The organism is Shimia sagamensis, assembly GCF_900182745.1.
Classification (GTDB): Bacteria; Pseudomonadota; Alphaproteobacteria; order Rhodobacterales; family Rhodobacteraceae; genus Shimia; species Shimia sagamensis.
In genome coordinates, this window is sequence record NZ_FXTY01000011.1 from 1 (window position 1) to 17,203 (window position 17,203).

At 51.8% G+C, this 17,203-nt stretch carries 18 protein-coding genes and 1 tRNA gene; 13 read left to right on the plus strand and 6 right to left on the minus strand.

The features are described 5' to 3' along the window. On the plus strand, positions 1 to 196 hold a 196-nt coding region (locus QOL67_RS20155; protein ID WP_283427793.1), incomplete at its 5' end, for a MerR family transcriptional regulator. Positions 197 to 684: 488 nt separating this feature from the next. On the opposite strand, the gene QOL67_RS20160 is transcribed toward QOL67_RS20155, so the two are convergent. After that, positions 685 to 2,259 (minus strand): tetratricopeptide repeat protein, encoded by a 1,575-nt coding sequence (locus tag QOL67_RS20160; RefSeq protein ID WP_283427794.1) that lies wholly within the window; start codon positions 2,257 to 2,259, stop codon positions 685 to 687. 777 nt (positions 2,260 to 3,036) lie between these two features. Here QOL67_RS20160 and QOL67_RS20165 point away from each other — a divergent pair. The 5 genes from QOL67_RS20165 (at position 3,037) to QOL67_RS20185 (ending at position 8,090) form a co-directional block, all read left to right on the plus strand. Beyond that, positions 3,037 to 3,903 (plus strand): Hint domain-containing protein, encoded by an 867-nt coding sequence (locus QOL67_RS20165; protein ID WP_283427795.1) that lies wholly within the window; start codon positions 3,037 to 3,039, stop codon positions 3,901 to 3,903. A gap of 148 nt (positions 3,904 to 4,051) precedes the next feature. Next, positions 4,052 to 5,053 carry a Hint domain-containing protein gene (locus QOL67_RS20170; protein WP_283427796.1) on the plus strand — a complete coding sequence of 334 codons (1,002 nt, stop codon included), beginning with the start codon at positions 4,052 to 4,054 and terminating at the stop codon, positions 5,051 to 5,053. 155 nt (positions 5,054 to 5,208) lie between these two features. Further along, positions 5,209 to 5,667: a GNAT family N-acetyltransferase gene (locus QOL67_RS20175; RefSeq protein ID WP_283427797.1), complete on the plus strand. Its 459-nt coding sequence runs from the start codon at positions 5,209 to 5,211 to the stop codon at positions 5,665 to 5,667. Between the two features lie 346 nt (positions 5,668 to 6,013). Then, complete coding sequence (locus QOL67_RS20180) at positions 6,014 to 6,724, plus strand: DUF6875 domain-containing protein (RefSeq protein WP_283427798.1); 711 nt, start codon at positions 6,014 to 6,016, stop codon at positions 6,722 to 6,724. Between the two features lie 7 nt (positions 6,725 to 6,731). After that, the gene (locus QOL67_RS20185) at positions 6,732 to 8,090 is read left to right on the plus strand and encodes an ATP-binding cassette domain-containing protein (RefSeq protein ID WP_283427799.1); all 1,359 of its coding nucleotides are present in this window, start codon (positions 6,732 to 6,734) and stop codon (positions 8,088 to 8,090) included. A gap of 69 nt (positions 8,091 to 8,159) precedes the next feature. Here QOL67_RS20185 and QOL67_RS20190 read toward each other — a convergent pair whose 3' ends face one another. Beyond that, the gene (locus QOL67_RS20190) at positions 8,160 to 9,122 is read right to left on the minus strand and encodes a tyrosine-type recombinase/integrase (protein WP_283427800.1); all 963 of its coding nucleotides are present in this window, start codon (positions 9,120 to 9,122) and stop codon (positions 8,160 to 8,162) included. 142 nt (positions 9,123 to 9,264) lie between these two features. Beyond that, positions 9,265 to 9,350: transfer RNA gene (locus QOL67_RS20195), tRNA-Leu, on the minus strand. 168 nt (positions 9,351 to 9,518) lie between these two features. Between QOL67_RS20195 and QOL67_RS20200 the strand changes: the two genes are divergently transcribed. Continuing rightward, positions 9,519 to 10,097, plus strand: a complete 579-nt coding sequence (locus QOL67_RS20200; RefSeq protein ID WP_283427801.1) for a YqaA family protein — start codon at positions 9,519 to 9,521, stop codon at positions 10,095 to 10,097. Continuing rightward, a complete protein-coding gene (locus tag QOL67_RS20205; protein ID WP_283427802.1) occupies positions 10,094 to 10,561 on the plus strand; it encodes a disulfide bond formation protein B in 468 nt (155 codons plus the stop codon). Before QOL67_RS20200 ends, QOL67_RS20205 begins: the two co-directional genes overlap by 4 nt. Before the next feature lie 23 nt (positions 10,562 to 10,584). On the opposite strand, the gene QOL67_RS20210 is transcribed toward QOL67_RS20205, so the two are convergent. After that, a complete protein-coding gene (locus QOL67_RS20210; protein WP_283427803.1) occupies positions 10,585 to 11,010 on the minus strand; it encodes an Lrp/AsnC family transcriptional regulator in 426 nt (141 codons plus the stop codon). A gap of 117 nt (positions 11,011 to 11,127) precedes the next feature. On the opposite strand from QOL67_RS20210, the gene rocF reads away from it, so the two are divergent. The 3 genes from rocF to QOL67_RS20225 are packed head-to-tail and all read left to right on the plus strand — an operon-like array spanning position 11,128 to position 14,021. Continuing rightward, positions 11,128 to 12,054, plus strand: a complete 927-nt coding sequence (gene rocF, locus QOL67_RS20215) for an arginase (RefSeq protein ID WP_283427804.1) — start codon at positions 11,128 to 11,130, stop codon at positions 12,052 to 12,054. After that, positions 12,051 to 12,974: a citrulline utilization hydrolase CtlX gene (gene ctlX / locus QOL67_RS20220; protein ID WP_283427805.1), complete on the plus strand. Its 924-nt coding sequence runs from the start codon at positions 12,051 to 12,053 to the stop codon at positions 12,972 to 12,974. Before rocF ends, ctlX begins: the two co-directional genes overlap by 4 nt. Continuing rightward, positions 12,975 to 14,021 (plus strand): ornithine cyclodeaminase, encoded by a 1,047-nt coding sequence (locus QOL67_RS20225; protein WP_283427806.1) that lies wholly within the window; start codon positions 12,975 to 12,977, stop codon positions 14,019 to 14,021. It abuts the gene before it with no gap. Positions 14,022 to 14,044: 23 nt separating this feature from the next. On the opposite strand, the gene QOL67_RS20230 is transcribed toward QOL67_RS20225, so the two are convergent. Next, positions 14,045 to 14,803, minus strand: a complete 759-nt coding sequence (locus tag QOL67_RS20230; RefSeq protein ID WP_283427807.1) for a heme-dependent oxidative N-demethylase family protein — start codon at positions 14,801 to 14,803, stop codon at positions 14,045 to 14,047. A gap of 172 nt (positions 14,804 to 14,975) precedes the next feature. On the opposite strand from QOL67_RS20230, the gene QOL67_RS20235 reads away from it, so the two are divergent. After that, positions 14,976 to 16,187, plus strand: a complete 1,212-nt coding sequence (locus tag QOL67_RS20235) for a bifunctional alpha/beta hydrolase/OsmC family protein (protein ID WP_283427808.1) — start codon at positions 14,976 to 14,978, stop codon at positions 16,185 to 16,187. A gap of 30 nt (positions 16,188 to 16,217) precedes the next feature. After that, entirely contained in the window at positions 16,218 to 16,403 is a 186-nt protein-coding gene (locus QOL67_RS20240) for a hypothetical protein (RefSeq protein WP_283427809.1), read from the plus strand. A gap of 124 nt (positions 16,404 to 16,527) precedes the next feature. Here QOL67_RS20240 and QOL67_RS20245 read toward each other — a convergent pair whose 3' ends face one another. Beyond that, positions 16,528 to 17,085: a hypothetical protein gene (locus QOL67_RS20245; RefSeq protein WP_283427810.1), complete on the minus strand. Its 558-nt coding sequence runs from the start codon at positions 17,083 to 17,085 to the stop codon at positions 16,528 to 16,530. Between the last annotated feature and the right edge of the window lie 118 nt (positions 17,086 to 17,203).

Sequence of the window (17,203 nt, forward strand, 5' to 3'; positions counted from 1 at the left end):
AAGGCTGCACGATCGTTTGGATAGCCTGGAACGCATGCTGTCGACCTCTACGGTCACGCCGCAACCTGAATGGCTTTCCGTCACCGCGGCAGCAAACCATCTGGAATGTTCCGAAAGCACCATCCGCCGCAAAATCGCTTTGGGAGAGTTTCAAGCCAAAGGAAGCGGCAAAAGCAAACGTGTTCGCATCAGTTGATGGCACCTTCAATTATCGCGTCCGTGCTCTGTACGTACTGCCATAACCATCTGCCAGGTGAGAGTGTTCAATTGTCGATCATGGCCGATTGGAATGAGCTCGGTTGCTCAACTCAACCGAAGCGGTTCTCATAACTCGGAACAAGGGCGGAACCGCCACCACTCTCGCCAATGAACTGGGTGAAACCCGGCAGGCCATGATCGATACACAGTCCCGGTCTTCACCGACTGTATTTGGTGCCAACTGGACCGGAGAAAACTCGACAAGACATACTGGGGGGTGGCGCAATGGCATTGTGCGTCTTTTTTGTTTTTGGCGTTTTGGCCGCTTTCTATTCCGTGCACCAACTTACGCTTGGCACAGAGCTCATGGAGGCCTTAATCTCATTTGTGCTGATCGGTGGCGTTATGCCCCTACTGTTGCTCCTGATCACAGCCGTCCGCGATTACTGGAAATCTCAGAATAGACGCTTTAAGTGACACCGATTTTCAATGGCTCACCCGCGTGTCTTCCAGGCGTTGGATTTCCGCCATTAGAGCCGTCACCAAGCCTGCTTCATACTTCCGCCGCTCATACATCTCTCTAACGTCAGGCTCCTGCTCCAGAAGCTGCTCATACCTTGCCTGAGCCTCTTCTCTGCGGCCCACAATATTCAATCCAATGGCGGTGGCCGCTAGCAACAGGGGGTTGTTTGCCCCTTCTAGAGTTGGGCTAATCTCTGCTGCCCCAGCCCGATTTCCAACACCAATTTGTGCAAGGAAAACTCCGTAGTTTCTCCAGTTAAGCTGGCCTGGATTAAGTTCCATTGACCTCTCAAACATCTCCAATGCATCCGCATAGTGACCAACGGAAACCAAACGAGAGGCAAATCCGCCAAGGATACTCCCGTCAAGTGGCGCGAGCTTCACTGCAATGTTGCCTGCATTTACCGCCTCGGGGACGCTTCCCATCGCGAACAGCACTGTCATCAGAGCGTAGTGGTTGTTGGCGTCAAATGGATCTATATCGATGGCGGTTCTTGCTGCCTCCATCGCTCGAAACAAAGGATCCCCTGGCATCACATTGCGCTTGTCGCTGTATTCTTCACGATAGATCAAAGCGAGATTTGCAAAGAGAGTTGCGCTGCGTTCGCCCTTGCCTATCTGATCTAACAGACAATCACGTGCCTCCGAATGTGCGGCATCCGTTTGGTTTCCAAAATAGGTCTCCGTCAAGTAGCGGCAACGAAAGACTGGGCTGAATTCACCCCTTCGCATGTAGTCCTTTTCAATCAATCCATTCAGCTGAGCGACACTGGAAAGCCATTTCTCAAAATCGCCTTCGTTGTCATGGTGGCCTGGTCCGAAAACAGACGACGAAACCACTTGGCCACTCAGGGAGTGAATAACCTTTCCTTGAATAGTTGTGCCGTTGTCACCCATCAAAAACACAAGTCTGTAGTCAGCTTCGTCCTTCGAATACTTCTCGAGGATCGTGTGGATGTTTTTAAAGCCGGAAAGTGTTTCAAGGACCTCTGACATATCCTCAGTTGAGAACTCACCAGAAACACGCACGACCGGACGATCCGGGACTATTCGCTGAGTGTCCATAGATCGAAAATGAGTCATCAAGAAAGTGAACGATCCAACGATCAAAACGGCAGAACAAACCAAATAGGCTCTCAAACATAGCCGATGCCATCGGCCGCCTTCTTCAGTCTTCGACACGCTTTCGTCCAATGTGCAAATTTCATTAAACTCTGGGCGATAAGTGCCCTTTGGTATCTCGATCCTGAGACCTGTTTGGTGGGTATGATAAAAGATACTGAGAGCGGTTCGAAGTCGCGCCATTTCAACTCGAACAATGCTGTCCTCTGACGGGTCAAAATCTGCGCGGCGGTCCAAAACATCGACACCGATCGCGTATGCCTTCAGTCGGTCACCGTTTCCTTCAGTTTCAGCCGTCACTAAGTATTCCAGGATCCGATATTTCCTGGATCCTTCTGCAAACTCCTTAGTGCTCCGTAGGGTCGCAAGATGCTCAGCTATCGCAGCTCTTTGTTCGTCGGAAAAAGGTGTCTTCATAGCGCGAGGCCTTGCTAGGTACGGTTCGTTTGAGCACCTGCATTGCTATAACCCGATGTCCAATGGGCTTGCCTGCAAACCACTATCCGGTTCAAAGAAAGTGGCATCTTTTATGATGTTCAAACGAAGCACGTCATATTTGTCGTACTACGTTTCGCCAAAAGTTCGGCTTCCGCACAGCTATCAACCGGGCACTTAAGAATGCGAGCACTAGAAGCGAACATAGCTTCGCCTGCCCCGCTCACTCGTGCCCGCCCAAAAGATGGAACGACCAAACTAGACTGCAACCTGATACGATGTTGCCGCAGGGTAAAGCCAATCTGGCGAGTTGCGGGTTACTCCTATGCGACGAACCGGTACGTACGACCGACATATGTGGGACTTTCTCCCGCAGTCTGGCAGATAACCCCAACTTTCGGGCTCGATGTCCGCGGCGCCCAGAAGTCAGCCAGGTTGTGCAAGGCCAACTCTCGCACCCCGAAGAGACATCGACTGCGCTATCAGGCGTTGGTTCACACTTTCTCATTTGAAATTTGCATTTTGGGCGAGCGTCGCTCCGTTGGCAGGTCGTCATTGACGATTGCGGCAAGGCCCGTGAGACAAAACGCTTTTGCCAAGCGTTAAGTACCCCGAGCTAACGGCAGAGTACTGGCGCGCGCAAAGACACTCGTACTCAAATCAGGCTGAACTACGAACGCCACAATTGGCGATGCAAAAATACCAAGCTCCTCTTTCAGCAACGAAACGGGAGCACGTACAGCTGGTGAAAATACGAAAATGTCACGCAAACAGAACCCGATAATTGAACGTTTTGACAGATATCTCGCGTCCATTGGTCACTTAAGCGATCCAAACGACTCTCAAAAATCCGCTTCAACACGTCAGACCATGCAAAAGGCTTCAAGTACTGACAAAGGGGTGGCGCATGTCTTGGGTGAGCGGGGTCCAAATAAGGTCAAGGAAGGCCAGTTGGCGAACTCCGGTAGCTGCTTGGACCTAAATGTGCTGAACTCTTCCCTTGGTGAAGATGAAAACCTGTCGTCGTGTTTCACTTCGGGCACTCAAATACTCACGCCCATTGGAGAACTTCCAATTGAAGACCTGGAAGTCGGCGACAGCGTCATCACTAGAGACAATGGCACAATCGACATTTGCTGGATCGGTCGAAAAAACCTGACAGCCGAAGACCTGGAGCTTAACCCGCATCTTTATCCAATTCTGATCGAAGAAAGCTCTTTGGCAAACTACTTACCAGATCGCGACACGTGGGTTTCGCCACAGCATAGGATACTCTTCTCCTGCGCGGATGCTCCGTTGCTTTTTGAAGAACCTGAAGTCTTGGTGGAAGCTCGGCATCTTACCCAACTGAAAGGTGTCCGGAGAGCGGCATGTGACCAAGTTACATACATCTACTTGATGTTTGAAAGGCACGAACTTGTACTCTCGAATGGACTATGGAGCGAGAGCCTTCAGCCATGCCTTCAATCTCTCGGCTGTATGGACGACCACCAGCGAACCGAAGTCCTAGAACTCTTTCCAGATCTCGCAGCCGATCCAAGCCTAAGCAAATATTCGTCGAATTATCGCTCATTGAACAAATTTGAGACGGACCTGCTTCTTACCCAAGGAACTTCGCTTCTTTGAGCGCAAGCACATGCAGGTTTGGGCTGCCCAGAATTCCACGATCCACTCGGGAGCGTCGAAGGGGATTTCTTTGGCGCGGAGGCCGCAATTCGGCGAACAGAAATTCAAAATGCGGCTCCAGGACTAAAGACAGCCGTTTGGGACGCGCTTGACGATCAAGCAGCAAAATGAGGTTGAAATGCAAACGAGTTACACCGTCCAGTTTTACTGCTTGGATCCTCGCAAGGGTATTCCGCCTGGCGATTTCCTTGTGCCAATCAAAATGCAAGTTTCTGTCTCTGAGAACGATGGAACCGTTGCGGCCATCTCACAGGATGACAACGATCGCCTTCTTCTTGGTATGAAGCTCACCCAGATCTTTGAAGGTGACGTTATTGGTTTGGAAGCGGGCGGAATCTATAAGGAGGTCGAAGGTATCTCCTTTGTCTTATGCAGCAAAGACGGCGCTCGCTACTTGTTTGCGCCAACGGACGGAAGCATCTTGCAGGGAGCTAGATTCCTATGGTCGTCCATCAAAAATCGTTCTGCCCTGGAACAAGTTGTTATTGGCCAAATAACCGTTCCAAGCGCCACACCTGGCAAATTGATTGCAACGCCATCGGGGCAAAAACCCGTCACCGAACTCCAAAAAGGCGATCAAGTGATAACTCGTGGTCATGGGATCCAAGAAGTCTCTTGGATTGGCCATCGAAAGATTTGCGAACGCGAACTGCAATTTTTTCCTAAGTCCGTTCCCGTTTTGATTGGGCAAGGTGCCATGGGTCATGGGCTTCCTGAACGAGATGTCTTGGTCGGGTCGAGCACACGCGTCCTGCTCACGAACCGCTTACTTAAGCCTGGGCATCGTAAGCCGGGACTACTGGTTGCTGCTCGTTACCTGACGAGTTTTGCCGGCGTTAGCATTGCGGATTGCAACAGCTTCTGCTGGACGCATTTCAATTTTGATCGTCACGAACTGGTCTTGATTGATGGCATCTGGATAGAAAGCTTCCAACCGAATGATCCTTCACTGCAGGGCCTTAGCAACGTTCAGAGAGACGAACTATTCCAATTTTTTCCGGAACTACGTCAAAAGCAACCAAGGGCTTCCAACCGGTGTCATTTGAACAGCGTCAAAAAGGGCGCACTCTACCCATTTCGAACTGATTGAGCGGCCAATCCGGCATCATTTTTGGGAAGGGACAACTGATGTCACTTCTTCCTGCTCCTTCCTCGCCGCTCCAATCGAGTAGAAGACATCGTCTCTACCCCTTCCAGCAATCCGTTTCATAGCGGCGGAGCAAGTGACTAAACGAGAGCAAACTAATGATCATCAGACTCGCCAAAGAAAGCGACACAGAGAGTTTGAGAAAAATCCAGAAACAACTGACTGCTTCTGGGAAACACAAACGCTCGGATACCGCTGCTTTAATTCTCTACTACTACCTCCAGAACGCCAACAAAGCCCTGTGCTATCTCGCTGAAGAAAAGGGGAAGTTACTAGGCTTCCAGTCACTCCAAAGAGCCGAATTTGACAACCCATGGGGTGTCAAACCTGGCTGGGGTATTGTTGGCACACATGTCAGTCCTCTCTCTGCGAACAGAGACATAGGGCGCATTCTGTTCAACGAAACCTGCAAGGCAGCTTCGATCGCTTCTCTACCAATGCTCGATGCCACTATCGCCGCGGACGATCCGGTGTCTCTCTCGTATTACGATGTGATGGGGTTCAAGACCTACCGCACACCGGGCAATCTGATCAGCAAATACTACAAAGTTGATTAGGGGAATTGATCTTAAATCAACATGTTAAAGCCATTTTTCGTTATTCAACCAAATAATATATGGCCGAACTCCTGTTAATCGAATTGACTCCCCAAAATATTCTCCACACAATCTATACGTGCGCACAGTAGATTCGATCAACTTAAACGAAAAACTGGAGACTACAATGAACGCAACATCTGCACATTTTACGACCAAACGTGAGACCACTACCGCGAAAAATCCGTCGCTACTGGCAGCACTTCTTGGCGCCAAACGAGGATGTACCCACACCTGCTCAGGCGGCTGGAACTGGTAAATAAAAGTGGCTGCACCTTGTGCAGCCACTTGTTCGAGGAATTGAACAATGTATTGGCCAACAAATTCTCCACCTCCGCCCGACCTACCGCGACAAATACTTCAAGCACATATGCTGACCAGCGCGTACGTCAATGAATTCTTGGTGGATCAGCATCCGTACCGAAAAGGACATGTCTGTCCATTCGTAAAGTCCAGCCTTATAATTGAAGGTGTAGTCTTTTCTTTTGTAGAAGCGACCGACGGAACAGAACTAAAAAATCAGGTCAAACAAAGAATACAGGAGTATCTGGACTTCAAATCAGATTTCCAAGAAACTCAGTCAAGCATGGTAATACTATTTCCAGCCAGTTTCTCAGAGAGAACCTTGGTCAAGCTTCAGCTGAGTTTGAAAGCTTACTGTATAAAAAGAGAAATTATGATTGGGGCGCTTTACCCAAACAGTACCGCTCCGAGCCTGCATAGCGAAGATTACTTCCCATTAAGAACGCCAACTCCGACACTTGTTCTTCGCGACCTTGTTCCAATGGACATACTGTTCCTCACTCAAGACAGGCATCACTCTGTGAGCAAAATCGGATTTTTAAAGGAATACATCCAGAAATTTTCCGATCACCCGTCAAAAATTGTTCGAGACAAGGTACAAGAGGCTCGGCAAGCCCGCCGTGCGTTAAGGCGCTTCTTGATTATAAGAGGTGGAGCTGTGCTCCTAACCATAGCAATCACATCTGTCTCTTTAGGAGCTTACTTTGCACTATAGAAGTCACATGCTAACGCTCGCCGTTGTTCTAATTTTTCTTCAACAAATCGCGCTGGCGTTTTCGACATTTTTCATTGCCCGTGCCGGAACAAGCGTTGCGACCGGTGACTCCAACTTGGCAATCGACTATGTGGTTCTATTTTTCGTAACCGCGCTCGTTGGCTTTGGCCTCAACTCTTTTTCTGAAGTTTGTGCTGAAAAATCAAAAAACGTAATTCTAGCAAGGTACTACAGCTCTACACATTTGCTTCTCAAAGCTAGGCAGCTATCCAACGTGAGACAGATGAGATCAAAGTATCATAGCTGGATGGCAGGTGAGGTTGCGCCCACGATCGACGAATTTGTCAGCTTTTTTCTAATGAGCATCAACTCAGTTCTCAATGTCTGCCTAACACTACTGGTTTTTTCGGCAGTTTTTAGCATTGAGGTCTCGATCATAGTTCTTGTTCAGCTTATTGCTTCAGCTTTGTTGATTTCCGTCATTAGAAAAACGGTTTCAGGTCTGGGAACCCAACTTCAAGAGAAAAAGCTTGAGAGCAATCAGTATTTAGAGACTTTCTGGAATTCTCACTTCATGATGTCACCGCCCATGGGCGAAAAGCTTCAGAATATACAATTTCAAAAACTTCAGGGGTTCTTCGATACACGAGTAAAATACAAAATTTGGGAGCAGTCCATCGCTGCCGCACCAATTCTTCTCTCTGTGGGATCTCTACTGGTCTATATCAGTGCATTTCAAAGCTGGTCGGCTGTGGAAATAGGTGCTGCGGTTGCCGTCTTACCTAGGACTTTGCAACTACTCGGGAATGCTCACACCCTTACAGTCATAGGAACCAAATTCTTTGAAATCCGGCAAAAACGCCGCAACTTGTCACACTTTTTGACGGATTCGCAGGATGTGGACTTTTCGGCGTTCGCTTCCCTGGATGGGCTAAGTGTCACTGATGTTGGCAGGGGAAGCCTTGTTGATCCAAAAGAATTTCTGGATCGGGTCAGCAAAGGAGCAATAACACAGGGTCGTTTTCTTGTGACCGGTGAGAACGGCAGCGGAAAATCGACGTTTGTGAAGCGAGTGTACCTAGCCAGCAACAAGGCTATTCTTGTGGAGCCCACAACAAATTTTACCCCTGAAAACGGTGGAAACCAATCAACCGGCAACCTTTTCCTAGCTAGTTTGCAAACAATTCTAGGAGAAGGCCCTGATGTTGTAATCCTTGATGAGTGGGATGCAAACTTGGACGAAAACAACACTCAAATTATTGACGAGAAACTTCAGCACTTTTCCGGATCTCACCTGGTTCTTGAGGTACGGCACAAAATCACAAGCCACAACGTCGTAAAAAGCCGGCAAAGAGAAGTTTCCTGATTTCTGGGAACCTGTCTCGAACCAATGGGTGTCGCGCAGAACTAACATGCTTTGCGCGATCCCCTCCCCTTATCCAAGACGTCGCGCTAGGCTTTCTGCACTTTCATTGTAGTACGTGAGCAGCTGGGAAAGGTTTCGATGCCCAACCATTCGTGCCAGATCCATGACATCCAGCTTTTTGGCCAGGTGCGTGATCGCGTAGTGTCGAGAGTCATGAAAAGTTAGATCGTGCACCCCCGCGGTGTCGCGTGATTTGCGGAATAGAACATCCAACTGGCGCGACGTAAGCCCAAAGACAGGATCCTGCTCCTGCAAATCCTGCAATAGCTTGATCGCCACGGAGGACAGCGGCACCTCTCTGGACGTACCATTCTTGGTTACAGGCAGTGTGGCGACCCTGCGGTCCAGATCAACGCGCTTCCAGGTCAATCCAACGATTTCCCCTGCCCGCATGGCCGTCTCGCCAGCAAACAGAAAGGCGTGAAACGCTCTCGCCGTTGCTTTGGTCAAATCGCTGCCCGCGACGTACTGCATGCGCTCAATTTCTTCAGCTGAAGGCAGCCTGTCTCTGGCTGCTGATTGGGGCGGCTTGCGAACATCCTGAAGTGGGTTTTCGGACATAAGGCCCCATTCTTTTCGCGTCACATTGAACACAGAGGACAGCAGAACCATTTCCCGCCGAACAGACGCTCCTGTCACCTCGCGAAGCCGACGATCCCGATAGTCAGCCAAATCCCCAGCGGAGAGTTCACCCAAACTGATACCAGCGATTTTATCTCGTTGGATCTTCTCCAGCCTCACGACCTCCCAACGATGCCCCTTTTTGGCGGGGCTCACTTCCCTGGCGTAGCGGTCAAGAACGTCACCCAACTGGGTTTTGGCCGCGACTTTATCGCTGTGCAGAATCTCATACTCAGTGCGAGCCGCCCAATCTTTGGCCTGCTGTAAGGTAGGCCAGACTTTCGATTTTCGTTTGCCCTTGCGAGATACCTCTGCCCGATACCCCGATTTGAGCTTTCTGAACGTAGCCATGATGCGTAACCGATTGCGTAAGAAAAGCGTAAATGGTTACGCAATACTGGCAGTTACGGCTGATCCGTCGCAACAACTTCAACACGGAAGCCGTTGGTATTGCGCGACTTTACGCCGATCTAATCATTTTTACGGAGGTATGTGGTGCCCAAGGAGAGACTCGAACTCTCACGCCCGTGAAGGCGGGGGATTTTGAATCCCCTGCGTCTACCATTCCGCCACTTGGGCCACGACCCTGATTTAGCCAAGGTTTTGAGGAAGGTCCAGACACAAAACGAATTGTTTTTGCCTCTGTGAAAAAAAGCTATCCGGGAGGAGATCACAATTTATTTGCTTGCACTTCAGAAGCAAACGCCTAGGCAAGACAGGACGATTTCTAAGGCCAAAGAGACATTTATGCTGCAACGCCTCTATTCCTGGACCATGCGCCTTGCCGACCATCCGCGCGCATTGTGGGCGTTGGCGATTGTCAGCTTTGCTGAAAGTTCGTTCTTTCCGATCCCGCCAGACGTGCTGATGATTCCGATGATTCTTGCGCGGCCAAGTCGGGCTTGGCTCATCGCACTCGTTGCGCTGATAGCTTCGGTGATTGGTGGCCTGTTTGGCTACGCCATAGGCTATTTTGCCTTTGAGCAAGTTGGTGAGCCTATACTGCAGTCCCTCGGCAAAACGGACGCGGTGGCGGAGTTTTCCACCCGTTTCAACGACTTTGGCTTCTGGGCTGTACTGGGAGCCGGGGTCACCCCCTTCCCATACAAGGTCATCACCATCATGTCCGGCTTCACACACATGCCGTTGGCAACTTTTATGGCGACATCTGTATTGGCCCGCGGCATCCGGTTCTTCTTGGTTGCTGCCCTTTTGCGCAAATTTGGCGAACCTGTGCGCGACTTCATTGAGCAGCGGTTGGGCCTCGTCTCAGCCCTGTTCCTCATTCTGCTGTTTGGCGGATTTTTGGCGGTGAAATACCTATGACACTCACACAACGACTCGCGTTTATTCTGCTGACTGGGTTTTCTGTTTCTATGATCCTTGGCGCATGGGGCTTTGAATTCATTGGCGAAATGCCACCGTGCAAGCTTTGCTACTACCAACGTTACCCACACTGGGTCGCGTCCGGTGCAGGCATACTGGCCATTCTTACCGGCACCGCACTGTTTGCCTATTTGGCCGCTGCGGGCGCTGCGGGCTCCGGCATCGTTGGATTGTACCACACCGGTGTCGAACGCAAATGGTGGGATGGTCCATCCACCTGTACCAGCTCCGATGTGTCCAACATGAGCGCCGACGATCTGTTCAATCAGATCATGCAAGCCCCGCTTGTACGCTGTGACGAAATTCCTTGGGAATTGTTTGGTTTCTCGATGGCAAATTACAATGCGCTGTTGTCCCTCGGCGCAGGCGTGTTTTGGATCTACGCGATCAAAAAGCTGACATGAAACAACTTACAACGCGCAGGCCCCTACCCGGACTTGCGCGTTGACAACAAAAGGTTGGTTTCGCTGGTGGCGATCCCGTCCAAGCGGCGGATTTGGGTCAGTACGTCGTCCAAATAATCCAGTGTATCCGTGCCAAGCTCCAAAATCAGATCCCAGCGCCCATTGGTGCTGTGGATCGCCCGAACTGCGGTCAGCCCAGTCAACTGTCGCACAATCCGGTCAGTGCCACGCCCTTCGATGCCAAGCATCATCAACCCACGCACAGGATCGCTCTTGGCGTCGTCCTGAAGGACAACGGTGAAACCAACAATGTCCCCGCGTTGACGCAAGCGTTCAATCCGCCCCCGAACCGTGGTACGAGACACACCAAGATCAATGGCAAGGTCCGACAGCGAAGCACGTGCGTCGTGACGCAGAGCTGAAATCAGCTTTCGATCAATATCGTCCATTTTGCACAGCTCCTAGCGCCATTTTGGGAAATCACTTCCCGTTATGTGCAAATTGAGGGGTGTGAATCAACCCATTTCGGAAGGATTTTGCGTAAATCGCCGAACATGGAACAAAACATGACACAGAAAAACTGCCTGTTGGTGGGCGCTCCAGTAGACAGCGGCAAACGCCGTCGCGGATGTTTGATGGGACCAGATGCCTACCGGACCGCCCGATTGGGTGAAACCTTGAAAGACTTGGGACACACGGTTCAGGACCTTGGCAACTTGCGCCCTGCCCCGTTTGAGCCAGACTTAAAAGACGACGGATTGCACGCACTCAATGAAACTGTTGCCTGGACAGCGGCGCTCACTGAAGCCGCAGAATCCGCCATAGAGACCGGATTCCCCATCTTTCTAGGCGGTGATCACAGCCTGTCAGCAGGTACCGTTGCCGGGGTTGCAAATCATGCAGCCAGGCTGGAACGGCCACAGTTTGTCCTGTGGTTGGACGCACACACGGATTTCCACACACCGCAGAGCACCGGCAGCGGCAACCTGCATGGCACACCAGTGGCCTACTTTGCAGGCCGTGATGGCTTCGACGCCTTCCCAACCGTACAAAACCCAGTGCCAGAAGAGAACATCTGCATGATTGGTCTACGCTCAGTAGACAATGCGGAGCGGGAATCTCTGCAACCCACCAAAATTCGCCGACATGACATGCGCGAAATAGACGAAAACGGCATTGCCCGCCCCTTGGCGGCATTTCTGAAACACGTTGCCGCTCAAAATGGTATGTTGCACGTATCGTTGGATGTCGACTTTTTGGACCCTTCGGTTGCGCCCGCAGTGGGCACAACGGTTCCAGGTGGGGCCACTGTGCGCGAGGCCCATCTGGTGATGGAAATGTTGCACGACAGCGCGTTGATGACGTCGCTTGATTTGGTCGAACTCAACCCATTCTTGGACGAACGTGGACGTACTGCCAAGCTAATGGTTGATCTTGCGGCTTCCGCCCTTGGCCGTCGCGTATTTGACCGTCCTACGCGGAGTTTCTCATGAGCCCCGTGCAAGCCCCGAACGCGGTTGTGATGATCCGCCCTCACAATTTCCGTTCCAATCCTGAAACTCGAGAAGACAACGCGTTTCAAACAGGCGCGGAGGGGGAAAATGTGGCCGTGCAGGCCCGCAACGAATTTGATTCAGCCGTGGAACAATTGCGGGCTGCCGGCGTGCAGGTACATGTTTTTGAAGATGAAAGTAACCAAACACCAGATAGCGTTTTCCCCAACAACTGGTTTTCGACCCATGCGGGTGGTCATGTTGCAATCTATCCGATGTTTGCCAAAAACAGGCAGTCTGAGCGTCGCATAGATGTAGTCGAGATGTTGAAACGGGACTACCGTGTGCAAGATGTCATCGATTTCTCGGGACTGGAAGCAGACGGGCTCGCACTGGAAGGCACCGGCGCCATGGTGCTCGATCACGTTGAGCGCGTCGCTTACACTGTGGAATCCAATCGCGCTGATCCAGTTATTCTAGAGCGGTTCTGCACCCATTTTGGCTACGAGCCTATCGCCTTTGAGGCTCGAGATCGATTTGGCAATCGCGTGTATCACACAAATGTCTTGATGGGGATTGGTACACACTACGCCCTTGTGTGTCTGGACATGATTGTTGATCCGAACCGCCGCACGATGGTGCAGGATCGGTTGGTGCAGTCAGGTCGCGAAGTGATTGACCTCTCAGAGGCCCAAATCGAGGCGTTTGCGGGCAATGCCATCGAATTGACCGGGACCACGCGGGTGCTGGCTTTGTCAAAGACTGCCATCGACGCACTTCAACCGGATCAAATCACAATCATCGAAAAGACGGCAAAACTTGTGCCACTTTCAATACCAACCATTGAGACAGCAGGCGGCTCGGTACGCTGCATGCTGGCAGGCGTGCACCTGACCCGCCGCAAGTCGAGGATCAATTAAATGACACAACCCTCTGAAAAAGCTATAGTTCCTTTTGTTTCGGTCGACAATATGATGCGGCTTGTGCATCACGTCGGTGTCGAGCAAATGCTCAAAGATCTGACCACTTATGTGGAAGAGGACTTTCGCCGCTGGGAGCTGTTTGACAAAACCCCACGTGTGGCAAGCCACTCCGACGTTGGGGTGATTGAGCTGATGCCAACATCCGACGGAGAAGCCTACGGCTTCAAATATGTTAACGGACATCCCAAAAACACCGCGGAGGGTCTACAAACCGTAACCGCTTTTGGCCTTTTGGCAGATGTTTACACCGGCTATCCGGTATTGCTCACCGAGATGACAATCTTGACTGCCCTGCGCACTGCGGCAACATCTGCAATGGTGGCCAAATACCTGGCACCCAAAGGCGCAGACACGATGGCGATGATCGGTAACGGCGCACAATCAGAATTCCAAACATTGGCGATGAAAGCCATCCTGGGGCTGAAATCCGTTCGGTTGTTTGACAAAGACCCTGCGGCCACTGCCAAATGTGCCGCCAACCTCGCCGACACCGGCATCGACGTGGTGATTTGTAAAAGCCCGGAGGAGGCAATTGAGGGCGCACAGATCCTGACAACCTGTACGGCAGACAAGCAAAACGCCACCATTTTGAGCGACAATATGGTGGGAGCGGGTGTGCACATCAACGCGATCGGCGGCGACTGCCCCGGAAAGACCGAGCTGGCAAAAGGAATTCTAGAACGCTCTGACGTATTTGTGGAGTTCCCGGAACAGACGCGCATCGAAGGCGAAATCCAACAGATGGATCCCGACTTTGCCGTCACGGAAATGTGGCAAGTGATCACCGGCCAAAAACAAGGTCGGCAGGACGCACGTCAGATCACACTTTTTGACAGCGTAGGCTTTGCCATCGAGGATTTCTCTGCACTGCGCTACATCCGCGAAAAAGTGGTGGAAACCCCATTCCATGAAGATCTGGATATGTTGGCTGATCCGGATGATCCCCGCGATCTGTTTGGCATGCTCCAGCGCGCAAAATCCTAAACCACGTAAAAGCGCCTGCTGATTTATACCTCGGCAGGCGCATCAAGGATATCTTCACGGCGCACCATGAAAGTGTGGATGGAGAACACCACCGCATCTGTATTGGGCAACCGAAGAATACATTGCCTTTCAGACCGTAGATATGGGCCACTTTTGGCAGGCACAGGTTCCCGAGGTGCCGCTTCCACCCGCGGGGTAAAGAGCTCTGGGGTGTCGTACCACAAGGCGTTCTTGCGCCAGAGCGGTTGCCCGACACGGACCCCATCAAACAACCGCTGAACGCGCTTGGCAATATTTGCATCGTACTCCGAAACTGGCACGTGAATGCCTGTCAGAGGGCGCATGAACTTCTCCGCCAACGTCCAGCTCGCAGGAAAACACAGCACTGCGCCGGTCAACACATGTTCATCGCCTACTTTCTGCAACAGGCAGATATCTTCCTGAATGATTTGTCCTGCCGTTAACAATGGCTGCGCCCAATCCACTGTCACGTTCCGACCGTCTGGGCACATTACCTCATCGTTGTTTATCCGAAAGTCAGTTCGTTTTCTCAGGTGATCCAACACAAGCTGAAGGACTTCCTGAGCAGCAAGCAACGCGCCTGGGTCGCAAGCCAAAACCAAATCAGGCTTGCCACTCAACAAACTGAAACGCATAGACATTTGCCCACGATACGCTTCATCGACAATCAACCAATCGGCAACTGTCAGCGGCGCGATTCCGGGCAAAGGGTGCTTCTTCAGCGCATCGTAGGGAATGGAAGATTGCAAAACCTCGGTCATTCCAAACTGCTAGCGTAGCGATGCAAGTTCCGCATCAACTTTTTTTGTGTCGCTGCGTAGTCTGGGCTTGGCCCGCTCGCATTTGCTCACCATGCCGTGATCCCAGGTTTCAAGCGGTTTGTCTTTGCGGCAATCACGCTCACATTGGACAGGCAATTAAAGGGAGCGCCCCATGCCTACAGAACGCATCACATTTGCCGGTCACGCCGGAGACACTTTGGCCGCGCGGCTGGACATGCCCGAAGGTCCTCATCTCGCGACGGCCATTTTTGCGCATTGCTTTACTTGTTCCAAAGACATTCCTGCGGCACGGCGAATTGCAGCGCGGCTGGCAAATATGGGGATTGCTGTGTTGAGGTTTGATTTCACAGGTCTTGGCCATTCAGGAGGTGAGTTTGCCAACACGCACTTTTCTAGCAATGTCGCCGACCTGATTGCTGCGGCAAACTATCTGGAAACTCGCGAGATGGCGCCGTCATTGATGATCGGACATAGTTTGGGCGGCGCTGCTGTTCTACGCGCGGCCACTCAAATTGCATCCTCAAGGGCGGTGGTAACATTGGGCGCACCGTCTGATCCGGCGCATGTTGTACATCAGTTTGACGACCACCGGAACGCTATCATCAAGAATGGCCAGGCAATGGTTTCACTTGGTGGGAGGCCCTTCGAAATCAAAAAAGCCTTTCTGGAGGACATTTCGGATCAAAACCTGCGCGCGTGCATTGCCAACTTGAAACAAGCGCTTTTGGTGTTGCACGCCCCCCGCGACAACACCGTAAGCATCACCAACGCCGCACAGATTTTTGAAGCCGCCAAACACCCCAAAAGCTTTGTTACCTTAGATGACGCCGATCACTTGATCACCAATCCCCAAGACGCGAATTACGCAGCTGAAGTGATCGCCTCTTGGGTGGGCCGGTATTTGGAACTGACCCCACCTGCCCCGCCACCTGGAGCGCCGGAAGGTATTGTGCGTGTGTCGGAAGCCAATTCCGAAGGCTTTTTACAGGACGTGAACGCAGGGCCGCTGCATCACGCGTTGGCAGATGAGCCCTTGGCATACGGCGGTAGCAATCGGGGCATGACACCGTATGGGTTTCTCTCAGCTGGGTTGGGCGCCTGTACCTCTATGACCATTCGCATGTACTCACGGCGCAAAAATTGGCCTCTGGATCATGTTTGGGTCGACGTGAGTCACGACAAAATCCACGCGGCTGACGCCGTAGCGCCAGCTGGCCAAAAGGTGGATCAGTTCCGTCGTGTGATCCACCTGGAAGGCGCCCTGACACAAGAACAGCGCGCCCGATTGTTAGAGATTTCCGATCGATGCCCGGTGCATCGGACATTGGAGCAATCCAGTGAGGTGGTCACCCTGCTGGCGTAATCCCCTCACGGAATACTCAAAATTAGCGCCGTGGCGATGGACGTGGCGCCGGTCGAGGTGTTGGCCGTGGCGCGGGTGTCGGACGCGACACAGGTGGCCGAGGCGCGATTGGATGTACCGGGCGCTCTGGTGGACGTTCAATTGGATGTTCTGGACGTGGAGGGCGATCGGGACGGGGCGGATAAGGCCGGTAGTAGTAATCGTTCCACATCATAGAGTCGTAATAGGCGCCGGACGAGCCGCTGCCAGTGTTTTCACAAGCGCTCAGCAAAAGTGTCCCAGCCGCCAAAACGGCAAGAAATCTTAATGGTCTCTTAAAAGAAGTCATTTTCCGGCCTCCCTAGCGTGCTTTGATGGATTGAAGAATGGCATTCACATCAGTCAGCGCGCTTTGGTCAAAGCCCTGAGACATGATGGTCAGTGCCACCACAACCCGACCATTCTGGATATCGAGCAGAGTCACGTTAAAGGATACAGGCTTGCCATCTCGACGTCCTGTTCCGGTGATCACTGTGGCAGGATAATTGCCGACTCGCCGGTCTTCCGCAGTCAGGATCTCGGTGGTTTTCGCCAGTTGACCGCTCAATCCACGCGCGTATTCCTTAGCATCTTCCAAAGTTCGGAATTTTTGCGGAGAAATCAGCCCTACCCAGACACCGTGATCACTCTCCGGCTCCAATCCAAACACGCGTTCCACTGCGCGAATATCGTCATCGTTTGAGGGAGCCAAATCCCTTGGACCACCCACTCGCAGGTTCCAAAAATCAGGCACATCAACCTGAAACACGTTACGAGTTTGATCACTATAGGCAACTTGAGTGCCCGCCAGCGCCAACGAGGACGCAGCACAAAGCACAGCACTTAGGAGTAGGCCGACAAGCCTCAATGTCTTTTGCATAAATGCCTCCAGCAAAATATCCCGACCATAGGACACTCAATCTAAACGGTTGTATAGGGATTTCTGAGGGAAATCGCCGCATTGCAGCGTGAAATCCTTGCTGTTTTTGGCCGCACCG

What these genes read in the sequence shown, in the direction of transcription:
- QOL67_RS20160 (WP_283427794.1), bottom strand. Translation starts at nt 2,259, where the DNA reads ATGAAGACACCTTTTTCCGACGAACAAAGAGCTGCGATAGCTGAGCAT.
- QOL67_RS20165 (WP_283427795.1), top strand. Translation starts at nt 3,037, where the DNA reads ATGTCACGCAAACAGAACCCGATAATTGAACGTTTTGACAGATATCTC.
- QOL67_RS20175 (WP_283427797.1), top strand. Translation starts at nt 5,209, where the DNA reads ATGATCATCAGACTCGCCAAAGAAAGCGACACAGAGAGTTTGAGAAAA.
- QOL67_RS20180 (WP_283427798.1), top strand. Translation starts at nt 6,014, where the DNA reads ATGTATTGGCCAACAAATTCTCCACCTCCGCCCGACCTACCGCGACAA.
- QOL67_RS20185 (WP_283427799.1), top strand. Translation starts at nt 6,732, where the DNA reads ATGCTAACGCTCGCCGTTGTTCTAATTTTTCTTCAACAAATCGCGCTG.
- QOL67_RS20190 (WP_283427800.1), bottom strand. Translation starts at nt 9,122, where the DNA reads ATGGCTACGTTCAGAAAGCTCAAATCGGGGTATCGGGCAGAGGTATCT.
- QOL67_RS20200 (WP_283427801.1), top strand. Translation starts at nt 9,519, where the DNA reads ATGCTGCAACGCCTCTATTCCTGGACCATGCGCCTTGCCGACCATCCG.
- QOL67_RS20205 (WP_283427802.1), top strand. Translation starts at nt 10,094, where the DNA reads ATGACACTCACACAACGACTCGCGTTTATTCTGCTGACTGGGTTTTCT.
- QOL67_RS20210 (WP_283427803.1), bottom strand. Translation starts at nt 11,010, where the DNA reads ATGGACGATATTGATCGAAAGCTGATTTCAGCTCTGCGTCACGACGCA.
- rocF (WP_283427804.1), top strand. Translation starts at nt 11,128, where the DNA reads ATGACACAGAAAAACTGCCTGTTGGTGGGCGCTCCAGTAGACAGCGGC.
- ctlX (WP_283427805.1), top strand. Translation starts at nt 12,051, where the DNA reads ATGAGCCCCGTGCAAGCCCCGAACGCGGTTGTGATGATCCGCCCTCAC.
- QOL67_RS20225 (WP_283427806.1), top strand. Translation starts at nt 12,975, where the DNA reads ATGACACAACCCTCTGAAAAAGCTATAGTTCCTTTTGTTTCGGTCGAC.
- QOL67_RS20230 (WP_283427807.1), bottom strand. Translation starts at nt 14,803, where the DNA reads ATGACCGAGGTTTTGCAATCTTCCATTCCCTACGATGCGCTGAAGAAG.
- QOL67_RS20235 (WP_283427808.1), top strand. Translation starts at nt 14,976, where the DNA reads ATGCCTACAGAACGCATCACATTTGCCGGTCACGCCGGAGACACTTTG.
- QOL67_RS20245 (WP_283427810.1), bottom strand. Translation starts at nt 17,085, where the DNA reads ATGCAAAAGACATTGAGGCTTGTCGGCCTACTCCTAAGTGCTGTGCTT.